Here is a 13,316-nt window from a genome sequence, read left to right on the forward strand (position 1 = left end):
GTCAGCGGTCTTCGACGAGCTTCCGCGCGACGGAGAGATCGTCGTCGCCCATGCCCCGCTCGACGAGCTCGTCGAACGCCGCCCGCAGCGCGGGCAGCAGCACCGGGTGCGTCCGGGTCGCCGCCGCGACGTCGTCCGCGAACCGCAGGTCCTTGACCATGTACTTGGCGACACCGGATGGCCGGTAGTCGCGCTCCACGAGCTTGTCGCGACGGCTGCTCAGCAGATTCGACCCCGCGTATCCGCGGCCGAGGAGGTCCCACAGCTCCGCCGGATCGATGCCGCTGCGCTCGGCGAGCACGGTCGCCTCGGCGAGCGCGAGCATCGTCGCCGAGACGACGAGCTGATTGCAGGACTTCGCGACCTCGCCGGCGCCCAGCGGCCCGAGCCGCACCGACGTGCCGCACGGCGCGAGCGCGCGGGCGGCGACCGCGGTATCCGCCTCATCCCCGCCCATCATGATCGACAGGCTCCCGGCGACCGCGCCGTCCTCCCCTCCCGACACCGGGCAGTCGACGACGTGCAGCAGCCCGCGCGTCTGCGCGTGGAGGTCGGCGGCGAGCGCGCGGACGCCGGTCGGCGACGAGGTCGACCCGACGAGCAGGACGAGCGGGTGATCGAGGCCCGCGACGAGCCCCTCCTCGCCGGCGAGCACCGCCTCGAGCTCAGGCAGGTCCGGCAGCATCGCCAGGACGACGTCCGACCGGGCGGCGAGGGCTCGAGGCGTCTCGCACCACGTGGCCCCGCGCTCCTCGAGCGCGTGGTAGCGGCGCGTGCGCCCGGTGATGGCGAGAGCCCCGTGCGCGGTCAGCAGGTTCTCCGCCATGGGCAGTCCCATCGCACCGAGGCCCATGACGCCGATGCGGGTGGCGGGAGGAGGAGCAGCGGTCATGTCGGGAGCCTAGTGCGCGTGGACAGGATGTGGAACAGCGTTCGACGAGCTGTCCGCCGCGTATGCTGGACGCGCATCGCATCGAGGAGGATCGTCATGACCGAACAGACCGCACGCCCGCGCGTCGTCATCGCCACCGACCTGTCCGAGGAGCTCTGTCGCGAGATCGAGCGCCAGGAGCCGCGGGTGGAGCTCGTCCGGGACCACGCCCTCCCCCGTCCGATGCGCTGGCCGGCGGACTGGGGCGGAGACCCCGCCCACGTGCGCTCGGACGACGAGCAGGCTGCCTTCGACGCCCTGGTCGACTCCGCGGACATCCTCTTCTCCATCCCCGACACCGATGCCGGCGCCCTCGCGCGCACCGTGCGCGCGAACCCGCGCCTGCGGTGGGTCCAGGTGATGGCCGCGGGCGGCGGCGCTCAGGTGAAGGCGGCGGGCCTCACCCGCGAGGAGCTCGACCGCGTGACGTTCACGACGAGCGCCGGCGTGCACGGCTCCACGCTCGCCGAGTTCGCCGTCTTCGGCGTGCTCGCCGGCGCCAAGGAGCTGCCGCGCCTGCAGCAGGCGCAGCGCGAGCACGCATGGGACGACCGGTGGACGATGCGCCACCTCGACGAGATGACGGTGCTCGTGATCGGACTCGGCGGCATCGGTAAGGCCGTCGCCACGCGCTTCGCCGCGTTCGGCGCGACCGTCTGGGGAACGAGCCGCTCCGGCCATCCGGTCGAGGGCGTGGACCGCCTCATCGCCCTCGACGAGCTGACCGAGGCCGTCGCCCACGTCGACGCCGTCGTGGTGACCCTGCCCGGCACCGAGCAGACCGAGCACCTCGTCGGCGAGGAGCTTCTGCGTGCGGTGAAGCCGGGGGTGATCGTGACCAACGTCGGCCGCGGCACCGTGATCGATGAGAAGGCGCTCCTGGCTGCGCTCGACGACGGGCGCGTCGCGTTCGCCGCCCTCGACGTGTTCGAGGTGGAGCCGCTTCCCGATGCGAGCGCGCTCTGGGACCACCCGCGCGTGCTGGTGAGCCCGCACACGGCGGCGCTCTCCACGCAGGAGGACGCGCGGATCGTGCGGCTGTTCCTCGACAACCTGCGCCGGTTCCTCGACGGCGAGCCGCTGCGCAACGTCGTCGACACCGTCGAGTTCTACTGAGCAGGCCGCGAGAAGGAGCATCATGCCCGCCACCCCCGACCGCGATCCCGCCCCCGCCGTCACCCGAGCGCTGCGGGTCCTCACCGCGCTGGCCGAATCGGGCGGCGCCCCGATGACCCTCAGCGAGCTCGCCCGCGCGGTCGGCATCGCGAAGTCCTCCGCGGCCAACCTCTGCTCCGCCCTCGAGGAGGGCGGGATGATCGAGCGCGATGCGCGCGGCTACCGACTGGGCAGGCGCACGGCCGAGCTGGGCGGCGCATTCGCCCTGCAGTTCAATCAGGTGCGCGAGTTCTTCGCGGTGTGCGCGGCGTCCGAGGTGCTGCGCGGCGAGGTCGTCCAGATCGCCATGCTCGACGGCGCGGAGGCGCTCTATCTCGCGCGCCACGAGGGGCGCGCGCCGCACCGTCTCGGCACGCCGCTCGGATCGCGCATCCCCGCCGCCCAGAGCGCGACCGGGCGCGCGCTGCTCATGGGGATCGACGACCGCGAGATCGCCGACCTGCTCCCGGCGGAGGCGTTCGCCCCCGTCACCGAGCACAGCGTCACCGGGCTCGCCGAGCTCACGGCCGTGCTCGCGGTTGCGCGCGACCGCGGATACGCCGTGGACGAGAACAGCTCCTTCGTCGGCCTCACCGGCGTCGCGGTGCCGCTCGCGCCGTGGAACCCGAGCGATCCTCCGCTCGCGATGGGCGCCGCCCTGCCGTCACGGACCGCCTCCGCCGAGCGCGTCGCCCAAGTGGGCGAGGCCCTGCTGCAGGCGGCGGCGCTGCTGACGAACCCGCTCGCCGCGCGCGCCTGAGCGGGAGTGTTCAACCTGTTGCACACCGTTCCAAGCATGGTACGGTAGCTTCGGCTCGTCATCCGACGGGCGTCTCATCGAAGGAGATGACGTGAGCACGGTCACGAACCCGACGAGCTTCCAGGACGACCCGGAGTACGCCGCGAACCTGCGGCGCGCGACACTGGCCTCCAGTGTCGGCAGCGCGCTGGAGTACTTCGACTTCGCCCTCTACGGTCTGATGACCGCGCTGGTCTTCAACCGCCTGTTCTTCAACCCGGATGATCCGGCCATCGGACTCATCGGGGCGTTCGCGGTCTACGGCGTGGGCTTCGTGGCGCGCCCGTTCGGCGGCTTCTTCTTCGGCACCATCGGCGACCGTCTCGGTCGCAAGTGGGTGCTCGTCGTGACCATCCTCCTCATGGGCGGCGCCTCGACCGCGATCGGACTGCTCCCCACCTATGACGTCGTGGGCGCGTGGGCGGCGGTCCTCCTCGTCGTCATGCGCCTGCTGCAGGGCTTCGGCGCGGGCGCCGAGCAGGCGGGAGCGACGGTCCTCATGGCCGAGTACGCGCCCGTCCGCCGGCGCGGCTTCTTCTCCGCGCTGCCGTTCATCGGGATCCAGGCCGGCACCCTGCTCGCGGCGGTCGTCTTCTCCGCGCTCTCGCTGATGCCGGAGGACGCGTTCCTCGCGTGGGGCTGGCGCCTGCCGTTCCTGTCCTCGTTCCTGCTGATCCTCATCGCCCTGTTCATCCGCCTGCGGCTGCGCGAGACGCCGACCTTCATCGAGCTCGAGAAGCACGAGCAGGTCGCGTCGCACCCGTTCCGCGAGATCTTCTCGAGCGGCATGCCCGGCGTGATCGCGGGCATCGGCCTTCGGATGGCCGAGAACGGCGGGTCGTACATCTTCCAGAACGTGTCGCTCGCCTTCGTCGCCGGCACCTTCATCGCAAACCCGGTCGACCGCGGCATCGCGACCTGGGGCGTGACGCTCGGCTCGCTCATCGGCATCTTCTCGGTGCCGCTGACGGGCGCGATCTCCGACCGCGTCGGCCGCCGCCCGGTCTACCGCTTCGGCGCCGTGTTCATGCTCCTGTTCGCCTTCCCCGCGTGGTGGATGCTCTCCCTGGGCAACCCCGTCCTGACGATCGCCGTCATCGCCATCGGCCTCGGCGTCGCCGTCAACTCGATGCTCGGCCCCCAGTGCGCGCTGCTGCCGGAGATGTTCGGCAACCGCCACCGCTACCTGGGCGTCGCGATGGCGCGCGAGATCTCGGCGGTGCTCGCGGGCGGACTCGCGGGCGTGCTCGGCACCTGGCTGCTCACCCTCACCGACGGCAACTGGGTCGTCATGGGCCTGTACCTCGCGACGCTGGCGGCGATCACCACGGCCTCCACATTCCTCATCCCGGAGACGCGCAGCCGCGACCTGCTCCGCACCGAGGACGCCCTGCGCCTGTCCACGAACGAGAAGGACACCGGCCTCGTGTCGGTCGTCGTGGCGGACGGCCGATGAGGCTCGCGCGCATCGCCACCGCCGACGGGCCCCGGTTCGCCACGTCGGTCGAGGGCGGCTGGCAGCCGGTCGCCGACCCTTTCACGGCGTTCGCGGCGGGCTCGCCTCCCGCGGTGCTCGGCGCGCCCGTGGCCGATGCGGAGCTCCTCGCGCCCACAGCACCCGCCGTCATCGTGGGCATCGGGCAGCCGGCCTCCCCAGGCGGCCGCATCGTCGCGTGGCTGAAGAGCCCCCGCTCGGTCGTCGCGAGCGGCGTCGACGTCATCGCGCGTCGCGACGCGGGGCGGGTCGTGGTCGAGGGCGAGGTGGCTCTGGTGATCGGCCGCGACACCGCCGGCCTCACCGTCGACAACGCCGCGGAGTACGTGCTCGGCGTGACGGCGGTGAACGACGTCTCCAGCCCCGACCGCGAGGACCCGAAGAACTTCGAGGTGAAGGGCGGGCGCGGCTACACGCCCCTCGGCCCGTGGATCGAGACCGAGTTCGATCTGGATCGCGTGGACATGTCGGTGCGCATCGACGGCGTCGAGCGCGTGCGCACCGGCTCCCATGAGCTCGCCGCATCCGCGGCGGAGTGCCTCGCCTACGTGACCCACTGGGTCGAGCTGGGGCCGGGCGACATCGTGATGACGGGCGCGCCGCGGTCCGCCTTCGCCATCGAGCCGGAAGCGCTCGTCGAGATCGACGTCGCCGGCGTCCCCCTCCGCACCCGCTTCCGCTGACCATCCGCCGCACCGCCGCCATCCGCCCGTGATCTGCGGGAGGATGGCGGCATGCGCATCTCCTTCCCCGCCGCCCCCGCTCCTCGGCACTGGCGCGAGATCGCCGACCTGCGCGTCGAGCGCGGGCGCCGGCTCGACGCGCGGATTCCCGCCTGGCTGCTCGACTCGCCCGTGAGCGCGGTCGGCTACGGGTGGGGCACGACGATCGGATGGCTGTGGGGCGCCCTCTGGAGCCGCGGTCGCGTCGAGCGGCGCGAGGGTCTCGTCGTCTTCCGCGGCCTGCCGTCGTGGGCCTTCCCGCGCGGCGGCGTCTGCGTCGGCGGCTGCTTCCTCACCGGAGACCGCGCGGTGTCGACCCGGCTGCTGCAGCACGAGGCCGTGCACAAGCGGCAGTGGCGGCGCTATGGATTCCTCATGCCGCTGCTGTACCTGCTGGCAGGGCGCGACCCGCTGCGGAACCGGTTCGAGATCGAGGCGGGCCTCGAGGCGGGCGGCTACGTCAGCGGATGAGGCCGGCGAACGCGTCGGGCACGTGGATGGCCTCGGCCGGTGTCCCGAGGACGCCGGTCAGGTGCTCGACGATGTCGGCGGTGCCGAGGAAGCCGCCCAGCAGCGCGACGCGTGTGGCGTCGTCGCCGACGCACATCATCTCGTCGGCCCATGCGGTGACCGCGCGCGAGAGCGCCTGACCGGGAGCGCACGCACGACCGGTGCCGGGGGCGCCACTGCGACGGGAGCGGTCGAGCCACGTGACGACCATGCGCGCGGGCGCGGTGACCGTGCCGATCCAGGAGGCGTCGGGCACCTCGATGAAGATGCGGCCGGTCGAGCAGATCGGCAGCGTCGCGACGAGCGTCTCGAGATCGACGAGCGAGTGCTCGTCGGCCGTGATGAGGTGCTGCACCCGCGTGTGGCGCGAGGCGCGGCAGACGCGGTCGCCGTGCTGCGGGGTGATCTCGGTGCTCTCCATGACGCACCCAGTCTACACCCGGCGAAGGGTTGCCTTACCTCAGCGGATCAGGCGGCGGGCTTGCGCGGCGGCACCGGGTAGCGGCCGGCGATGGTGATGCGGTTGAACGCGTTGATCGACACGCTGAGCCAGCTCACACCGACGTACTCCTTCTCCGTGAGCACGCCGCCGACCCGCTCGTACACCTCGTCGGAGATGCCCTCCCGGTGGATGAAGGTGTGCGCCTCGGCGAGTTCGAGAGCCGCGCGCTCCCGGTCGGTGAACACCCCCGAATCGCGCCAGGCGGAGACCTGAGTGATCTCGTCGGCGGTGAGCCCGGCGGCGAGCGCGCGATCGGTGTGGATGCGCAGGCAGTACGCGCAGCGATTGAGCTGCGAGCAGTGCAGCATGACGAGCTCCTTGAGCCGGTCGTCGATGCCGTAGTCCGCCGCAATGCGTCCCACCGTCTGCGAGAACGCCTCCAGCGCCCGGTACGCCTCGATCGCCGACTTGGACAGATGCACGCGCTGCTCGCTCATGCCTCGACCCTAGCGACACCGGTCAGCGGAGGAGCGAAATCCACAACGCACAATCAAGGGGGCGCGAAATCCTCAGAGTGCCCAGCAAAGAGGGATTGTTTCTTGGCAGTTTGATCTCCGATTTCCCGAGAGCCGCCCGTCATCGCCAGAATGGAGGGGTCGGCGCGGTCGCCCGACGTCCCCTTCGAGGAGCCACGTGAGCATCCACCCGGCGCAAGACGCCTCCCCCGCTGACGACTTCGACGAGTTCGCGTTCCTGCCCGAGCAGGCGGCGGCACAGCAGCGCCCGGTGCCCCCCGGTCGACGCGTGCATATCCCCCTTCCCGACGGTCGCACGGTCGGCGCCCTCGCGTACGGCGAGGGCCGACCCCGCGTGGTCCTCCTGCACGGCGCCGGTCTCAACGCGCACACATGGGACACCACCGTGATCGCCCTCGGGCTCCCCGTCCTCGCGATCGACCTCGCCGGCCACGGCGACTCCTCGTGGCGCGACGACGCCGACTACCGCCCGCGGGTGCTCGCCGACGACGTCGTGCGCGCGCTCGAGGCCTGGGCCGCTGCCCCCGTCGTGCTCGTCGGACATTCGCTGGGCGGTCTCACCGCCGCAGCCGTCGCCGCGCGCCGGCCCGACCTCGTCGCGCAGCTCGTCGTGGTCGACATCACGCCCGGGATCGACGCGAGCGGCGGCCCGGCCACGCTCCGCCGCTTCTACGAGCAGACGGTCTTCGCCGACCGCGACGAGCTGCTCGACCGCGCGCTCGCCTTCGGCCTCGGTGGATCGCGCGAGCAGGCCCGACGCGGGGTCTTCCTCAATTCGCGCGTGCGCGCGGATGGCCGTGTCGAGTGGCGCCACCACTACGCGCGCCTCATCTCGGAGGACGCGCCATCCCCCGCCGGCTCGCCCGCGGACGGCTGGTCGGACCTCGCCGGCGTCGTCGCCCCCATCACCCTGGTGCGCGCGACGTCGGGCTTCGTCTCCGAGCGCGACGCGGCGGAGCTCGCCGAGCGCACCGGCGCGACCGTCGTCGAGTTCGACGCTCCCCACAACGTGCAGGAGGTCGCCTTCACCGACCTCGCATCCCTCATCGCGCGCCTGGCCGACTCGGCCGACGCCGCCTCGGAAGGAAAGCCGACCGCATGAACCGCCTCCCCCTGCGCGTGACCGCCGTGTCCGCGCTCGCGATCCCGACTCTCGTCCTCGCCGGATGCGGCGGGCAGGGCGGCGACGGCGCGCCCGCCGGCGAGCCGAACCCCGACGCCAGCCTCCGCGTCGGCCTCGTCCTCGAGCCGACCAACCTCGACATCCGCCACACCTCGGGTGCCGCACTCGAGCAGATCCTCGTCGACAACGTCTACGAGGGCCTCGTCACCCGAACGGCGGAGAACGAGATCGTGCCGGCGCTCGCGACGGAGTGGGAGGTGTCGGACGACGGCCTCACCTACACGTTCACCCTGGCGGACGGCGTGACGTTCCACAGCGGCGCCGAGCTCACGGCGCAGGACGCGGTCGCCTCCCTCGAGGAGGTCGTGTCCGACGAGAGCGTCGTCGGACACGACGACCTCGCGGGCGTCGCGTCGGTGTCGGCCCCCGATGACACCACGGTCGTGGTGGAGCTGTCGGAGCCCAACCAGAACCTGCTGTTCACCCTCACCGGCCCCGCCGGCCTCATTCTCGACGAGGGCGACGAGACCGACCTGCAGTCGGCGGCCAACGGCACCGGCCCGTTCACGCTCGAGGAGTGGAACCAGGGCGAGAGCATCGTCCTCGCCCGCAACGACGACTACTGGGGCGAGGCCGCCGGCGTCGCCGAGGTGGTCGCGAGCTACATCCCCGACTTCACCGCCGGCGTGAACGCGGCGCTCGACGGCTCGCTCGACGTGCTCACGGCCGTCGACCCGCAGCTGGCGCCGCAGCTCGATGGCGCGAACGGCTTCTCGCTCACGAAGGGCAAGACCACCGACAAGTACGTCCTGGCGTTCAACAACGCCGAGGCGCCGTTCGACGACCCGCGCGTGCGCGAGGCGCTCCGACGCGCGATCGACCATGAGGCGCTCGTGGAGGCGGTCGGAGCCGGGACCCTGCAGTACGGGCCGATCCCCGAGCTCGACCCCGGCTACGAGGACCTGTCCGACGTCGCTCCCTACGACCCCGACCGCGCGCGCGAGCTGCTGGCCGAGGCCGGCCAGGAGGACCTCCAGCTCGAGCTGACCATCCCCTCGTTCTACGGCACGACCATCCCGACCTTCCTCGTGTCGGCCTTCAACGACATCGGCGTCGAGCTCACCGTCGATCCGGTCGAGTTCTCCACGTGGCTGCAGGACGTGTACACCAACGGCGACTACCAGCTCAGCGTCGTCAACCACGTCGAGCCGCGGGACTTCGGCTCGTGGGCCGACCCGGACTACTACTTCCACTACGACAGCGCCGAGGTGCAGGACCTCTACGCGCAGGCCGTCTCGACGGTCGACCCCGAGGAGTCCGCGGAGCTGCTCGCGCAGGCCGCCCGCCTCGTCTCCGAGGACGACGCCGCGGACTGGCTGTACACCGCCGAGACCATGGTCGCCGTGGGCCCCGGCGTCTCCGGATTCCCGGTCGACTCCATCAACTCCCGCCTCGACCTCGCGTCCGTGACGCTGGCCGGCTGACCGCCTCCGCCGGTGCTCCGCTACGTCCTCACGCGGCTCGCGCTGCTGGTGCTCGGCCTCGTCGTGGCCAGCGCGCTCGTCTTCGGGACGCTGCGCGTGCTGCCCGGCGACGTCGCGCAGCTCGTCGCGGGCACGGAGGGGAGCCCGGCGCAGGTGGCGGCCATCCGCGAGAGCCTGGGCCTCGACCGCCCGGCGCTCGCGCAGTACCTCGAGTGGATCGGCGGCGTGCTCCGCGGCGACCTCGGCACGTCGCTCCTCACCGGCACGCCCGTGTCGGCCGAGCTCGCCGCGAAGGCGCAGGTGACGGTGCCGCTCGGCGTCCTCTCCCTCCTCATCGCGCTCGCGATCGCCGTCCCGCTCGGCGTGCTCTCGGCCATCCGCCGTGGTCGCGCCGACGGCACCGCGATCGGCGTCGTGGCTCAGCTGCTCGCGGCGGTGCCGGTCGTCTGGGCGGGCATGATGCTCGTCGTCGTCTTCGCGATCGCGCTGCGGTGGTTCCCCGCGCAGGGATTCCCCCGGGGCGGATGGGCCGACCCCGGCGCCGCGCTGCAGTCGCTGGCGCTCCCCGCGCTCACGATCGGCGTCGTCGAGGGCGCGCTCCTCCTGCGCTTCGTGCGCAGCGCCACGCTGCTGGCGACCGGCGAGGACCACGTGCGCACCGCCGCGGCGAAGGGGCTCACGCGCACGCAGGCGCTCCTCCGCCATGGGCTGCCGTCGGTGGGGCTGTCGATCATCACCGTGCTCGGGCTGCAGATCGCCGGCATCGTCGTGGGCGCCGTCGTCATCGAGCAGGTCTTCAACCTGCCGGGCATCGGGCGCATGCTGGTGGACGACGTCGGCAACCGCGACCTGGTGAAGGTGCAGGGCGAGCTGCTCGTGCTGACGGGCTTCGTGCTCGTCATCGGCTTCGTCGTCGACATCGTGCACCGCCTCATCGACCCCCGACAGCGGGAGAGCACATGACCCCGGCCGTCGTCCTCGCCCGCATCTGGCGCTCCGCCACGGGCCGCTTCGGCCTGCTCGCGGTCGCCGCGATCGTCGCGGTCGCGGTCGTGTCGCTGTTCTGGACGCCGTTCGACCCGAAGACGGTCGACATCGCCGCGCGCTGGACGAACCCCGGATGGCCGCACCTCCTCGGCGGGGACAGCACCGGCCGCGACATCCTCAGCCTCCTGATGATCGGCGCCCGCACGACCGTGCTCGTGGCGGTCGGCTCGGGCATCGTCGCCACCGTCATCGGCGTGGTCCTCGCCGCGCTCGGGGCGCTCACCGCGCGACCGGTGCGCGAGGTCGTCGCGGTGCTCGTGGACATCCTCATCGCGTTCCCCGTGCTGCTCATCGCCATGATGCTCTCGGCGGTCTGGGGCGGCTCGCTCTGGATCGTCGTGTGGTCGGTCGGCATCGGGTTCGGCGTCAACATCGCCCGCGTCGCCCGCGTGGAGCTGCGCCGCGTGCAGCGCAGCGATTTCGTGCTCGCCGCCCGCGCCTCGGGGCTGACCGCCGTGCAGACGCTGACCCGGCACCTGCTGCCGAACGTGCTGCCGGTGTTCATCGTGCAGCTGTCGTGGTCGATGGCCGCGGCCGTGCTCGCGGAGGCGGGCCTGTCGTTCCTCGGCTTCGGCGCGCCCGTGACCCAGCCGAGCTGGGGTCTCCTCCTCGGCGAGACGCAGGCGTACATCTCCCTGCATCCGCTCTCGGTGCTGTGGCCAGGGCTCGCGATCACCATCACCGTGCTCGCGCTCAACCTCCTCGGCGACGCGCTGCGTGAGGCGTCGGACCCGACGCTGCGTCGTGACGAGGCGGAGCCGCACGCTCCGCAGCCGGCGGTGTTCGCATGACGCTCGAGGTCGCAGGGCTCACCATCGAGATCGCCGGCCGGCGCGTCGTCGACGACGTGTCGTTCGCGGTGCCCGAGGGCGCGCGCGTCGGGATCATCGGCGAGTCCGGGTCGGGGAAGTCGCTCACGGCCCTGGCCATCCTCGGTCTCCTCCCCGCCGGCGCCGTCGCGACGGGGAGCGTCCGCTGGCAGGGGGCGGAGATCCTCGGCCTGCCCGACCGGGAGCTCGCGCGCCTGCGCGGCGACGAGATCGGCATGGTCTTCCAGGAGCCGCAGACCGCCCTCAATCCGATCCGCACGGTCGGCCGGCAGATCTCCGAGGCCGTGCGCATCCATCGCGACGTCTCGCGGCGCGAGGCCGCGGAGATCGCCGTCGCCGAGGCCCGGCGCGTGGCCCTGCCCGACCCGGAGTCGATCGTCGCCCGCTACCCGCACCAGCTCTCCGGCGGGCAGCGGCAGCGCGTGGCGCTCGCCATGGCGCTCGCGTGCCGGCCGCACCTGCTCATCGCCGACGAGCCGACGACCGCGCTGGATGTCACCATCCAGGCCGAGATCCTCCGGCTTCTCCTCTCCCTCGTCGAGGACGCCGGCATGTCGCTGGTGTTCATCACGCACGACCTCGCCGTGCTGTCGCAGGTCGCCACGCATGGCGTGGTGCTCGAGCACGGCCGCGTCGTCGAGGAAGCTCCGGTGGCCCGACTCCTCTCGCACCCGTCGCACCTCGTGACGCAGGGCCTCCTGCGCGATGCGACCGCGACGCTGTGGCGCCCCTCCCCCCTCCCCGAGAAGGAGGAGGGCGCATGAGCGACATCGCGATGCAGGCGCGCGGGGTCGAGCGCCGGTACCGGCACGCCCGCCGCACGATGTTCGAGCGCCCGCGCGAGACCGTCGCGCTGCACGCGACCGACCTCGAGATCCGCCGCGGCGACGCGGTGGGGATCATCGGCGAGTCGGGCTCCGGCAAGTCCACGCTCGTCCGCCTGCTGCTGGGCCTCGACGCGCCCACCGCGGGCGCCGTCGAGTACGGCGGCCGCGCGATCGACGCCCGGGCGCGCGCCACGTCGCTGCACTGGTTGCGCGCGGCGACCGGCATCGTCTTCCAGGACCCGTACGCCTCGCTCGATCCGCGGATGACCGTGGGCCGCATCGTGGGCGAGCCGCTGTGGGCGCTGGGCATCGCGGGCGACCGGCGCGCTCGCGTGCGCGAGGTGCTCGCCGACGTGGGGCTCGAGCCCGCCATGGCGAACCGGTACCCGCACGAGTTCTCCGGTGGCCAGCGTCAGCGCATCGCTCTCGCCCGGGCGATCGTGCACGGCCCGGAGACCCTCGTCGGGGATGAGCCGCTATCGGCGCTCGACGTCACCGTCCGCGCGCAGATCCTCGCGCTGCTGGCCGAGCTCCGCGCGCGCGAGCGGATGACCCTCGTGCTCGTCTCGCACGACATCGGCGTGGTGCAGAGCCTGTGCGACGTCGTCGTCGTCATGAAGGACGGCCGCATCGTCGAGCAGGGCCCGACGCAGCAGGTGCTGCGCGCGCCGCGGGAGGAGTACACGCGGACGCTGCTCGCCGCGGTGCCCACCATCGACGGCGTCTGAGGGGCGCGGCGTTCAGGGGCGGCGCGTTTCGCTGCGCTCCCTCGCTCAACCTCCGGAAGAGGGGCGCAGCAGCCGCGCGAGGCGGCCCGGGCGCCGCGGCGGCGTGAGCGACTTCTGCAAATAGACCGTCCCGAGCCAGCGTCCGAACTTGAAGCCGACCCGGCCCATCCGCCCCACCTCTTCGAACCCGAAGCGCCGATGCAGGGCGAGCGATCCCTCGGCTCCCGTGTCGCTGATGACCGCGACGATCTCGCGCAGCCCCTTCTCCTCGCACGCCGCGATCAGGGCGGCCAGCAGCGCGGTGCCGAGGCCCTTGCCCGTCGCCGCCTGGCCGAGGTAGATCGAGTTCTCCACCGTGTAGCGGAACGACGACTTGCCCGACCACGGCGACACGAGTGCGTAGCCCAGCACCTGCCCGGTCGGGGCGACGGCGACGAGGAACGGCAGATCGAGCTTCTGCAGGTGGAGGAACTTGTCCTTCCACTGCCGGTGCGTCCACTTCCGCTCGTCGAACGTGACCACCGAGTTCGTCACGTAGTGGTTGTAGATCTCGCGGATGTCCTCGATGTCGCGCTGCTCGGCGGGCCGGATCTCGTACGAGAACGGCCGCTCCGGCTCGGGCCGACGCTGCAGGTGTCGCGGCAGCCGCCGACGCCGCTGATATTCCTCCGCGCGCATGCGCTCAGC

The 13,316-nt window shown here is 72.3% G+C and carries 15 protein-coding genes; 11 read left to right on the forward strand and 4 right to left on the reverse strand.

Features of this window, described 5'->3' with window-relative positions; translation table 11 throughout:
- Window position 1: 1 nt before the first annotated feature.
- The gene (locus tag D7D94_RS06760) at window positions 2-892 is read right to left on the reverse strand and encodes an NAD(P)-dependent oxidoreductase (RefSeq protein WP_156241892.1); all 891 of its coding nucleotides are present in this window, start codon (window positions 890-892) and stop codon (window positions 2-4) included.
- A 96-nt stretch (window positions 893-988) separates the two neighbouring features.
- On the opposite strand from D7D94_RS06760, the gene D7D94_RS06765 reads away from it, so the two are divergent.
- From D7D94_RS06765 to D7D94_RS06785, 5 genes are all read left to right on the forward strand, one after another.
- Window positions 989-2,047 carry a D-2-hydroxyacid dehydrogenase gene (locus D7D94_RS06765; protein WP_156241893.1) on the forward strand — a complete coding sequence of 353 codons (1,059 nt, stop codon included), beginning with the start codon at window positions 989-991 and terminating at the stop codon, window positions 2,045-2,047.
- A 22-nt stretch (window positions 2,048-2,069) separates the two neighbouring features.
- Window positions 2,070-2,846 carry an IclR family transcriptional regulator gene (locus tag D7D94_RS06770; RefSeq protein WP_156241894.1) on the forward strand — a complete coding sequence of 259 codons (777 nt, stop codon included), beginning with the start codon at window positions 2,070-2,072 and terminating at the stop codon, window positions 2,844-2,846.
- Between the two features lie 91 nt (window positions 2,847-2,937).
- The gene (locus D7D94_RS06775; protein ID WP_156241895.1) at window positions 2,938-4,341 is read left to right on the forward strand and encodes an MFS transporter; all 1,404 of its coding nucleotides are present in this window, start codon (window positions 2,938-2,940) and stop codon (window positions 4,339-4,341) included.
- The gene (locus tag D7D94_RS06780; RefSeq protein WP_156241896.1) at window positions 4,338-5,063 is read left to right on the forward strand and encodes a fumarylacetoacetate hydrolase family protein; all 726 of its coding nucleotides are present in this window, start codon (window positions 4,338-4,340) and stop codon (window positions 5,061-5,063) included. Before D7D94_RS06775 ends, D7D94_RS06780 begins: the two co-directional genes overlap by 4 nt.
- Before the next feature lie 51 nt (window positions 5,064-5,114).
- On the forward strand, window positions 5,115-5,573 hold the full coding sequence (locus D7D94_RS06785; protein WP_173024246.1) for a Fe-S oxidoreductase: 459 nt from the start codon (window positions 5,115-5,117) through the stop codon (window positions 5,571-5,573).
- Here D7D94_RS06785 and D7D94_RS06790 read toward each other — a convergent pair.
- The gene (locus tag D7D94_RS06790) at window positions 5,563-6,033 is read right to left on the reverse strand and encodes a ferredoxin reductase domain-containing protein (RefSeq protein WP_156241897.1); all 471 of its coding nucleotides are present in this window, start codon (window positions 6,031-6,033) and stop codon (window positions 5,563-5,565) included. The genes D7D94_RS06785 and D7D94_RS06790 overlap by 11 nt on opposite strands.
- Window positions 6,034-6,080: 47 nt before the next feature.
- On the reverse strand, window positions 6,081-6,551 hold the full coding sequence (locus D7D94_RS06795; protein ID WP_156241898.1) for a carboxymuconolactone decarboxylase family protein: 471 nt from the start codon (window positions 6,549-6,551) through the stop codon (window positions 6,081-6,083).
- Between the two features lie 196 nt (window positions 6,552-6,747).
- On the opposite strand from D7D94_RS06795, the gene D7D94_RS06800 reads away from it, so the two are divergent.
- Genes D7D94_RS06800 through D7D94_RS06825 form a run of 6 tightly spaced genes read left to right on the forward strand, consistent with a single transcriptional unit; the run spans window position 6,748 to window position 12,629 of the window.
- Window positions 6,748-7,692 (forward strand): alpha/beta hydrolase, encoded by a 945-nt coding sequence (locus D7D94_RS06800; RefSeq protein ID WP_246171895.1) that lies wholly within the window; start codon window positions 6,748-6,750, stop codon window positions 7,690-7,692.
- Window positions 7,689-9,197 (forward strand): ABC transporter substrate-binding protein, encoded by a 1,509-nt coding sequence (locus D7D94_RS06805; protein ID WP_156241899.1) that lies wholly within the window; start codon window positions 7,689-7,691, stop codon window positions 9,195-9,197. Before D7D94_RS06800 ends, D7D94_RS06805 begins: the two co-directional genes overlap by 4 nt.
- Before the next feature lie 12 nt (window positions 9,198-9,209).
- Window positions 9,210-10,160, forward strand: coding sequence for an ABC transporter permease (locus D7D94_RS06810; protein WP_156241900.1), 951 nt, complete (start codon window positions 9,210-9,212; stop codon window positions 10,158-10,160).
- Window positions 10,157-11,035 (forward strand): ABC transporter permease, encoded by an 879-nt coding sequence (locus D7D94_RS06815; RefSeq protein ID WP_156241901.1) that lies wholly within the window; start codon window positions 10,157-10,159, stop codon window positions 11,033-11,035. The genes D7D94_RS06810 and D7D94_RS06815 overlap by 4 nt, the downstream gene beginning before the upstream one ends.
- Window positions 11,032-11,838 carry an ABC transporter ATP-binding protein gene (locus D7D94_RS06820; protein WP_156241902.1) on the forward strand — a complete coding sequence of 269 codons (807 nt, stop codon included), beginning with the start codon at window positions 11,032-11,034 and terminating at the stop codon, window positions 11,836-11,838. Before D7D94_RS06815 ends, D7D94_RS06820 begins: the two co-directional genes overlap by 4 nt.
- Entirely contained in the window at window positions 11,835-12,629 is a 795-nt protein-coding gene (locus tag D7D94_RS06825; RefSeq protein ID WP_156241903.1) for an ATP-binding cassette domain-containing protein, read from the forward strand. Before D7D94_RS06820 ends, D7D94_RS06825 begins: the two co-directional genes overlap by 4 nt.
- A gap of 45 nt (window positions 12,630-12,674) precedes the next feature.
- Here D7D94_RS06825 and D7D94_RS06830 read toward each other — a convergent pair whose 3' ends face one another.
- Window positions 12,675-13,307: a GNAT family N-acetyltransferase gene (locus D7D94_RS06830; protein ID WP_156241904.1), complete on the reverse strand. Its 633-nt coding sequence runs from the start codon at window positions 13,305-13,307 to the stop codon at window positions 12,675-12,677.
- Window positions 13,308-13,316 lie beyond the last annotated feature (9 nt).

The organism is Microbacterium oryzae (assembly GCF_009735645.1).
GTDB classification, from domain to species: Bacteria; Actinomycetota; Actinomycetes; order Actinomycetales; family Microbacteriaceae; genus Microbacterium; species Microbacterium oryzae.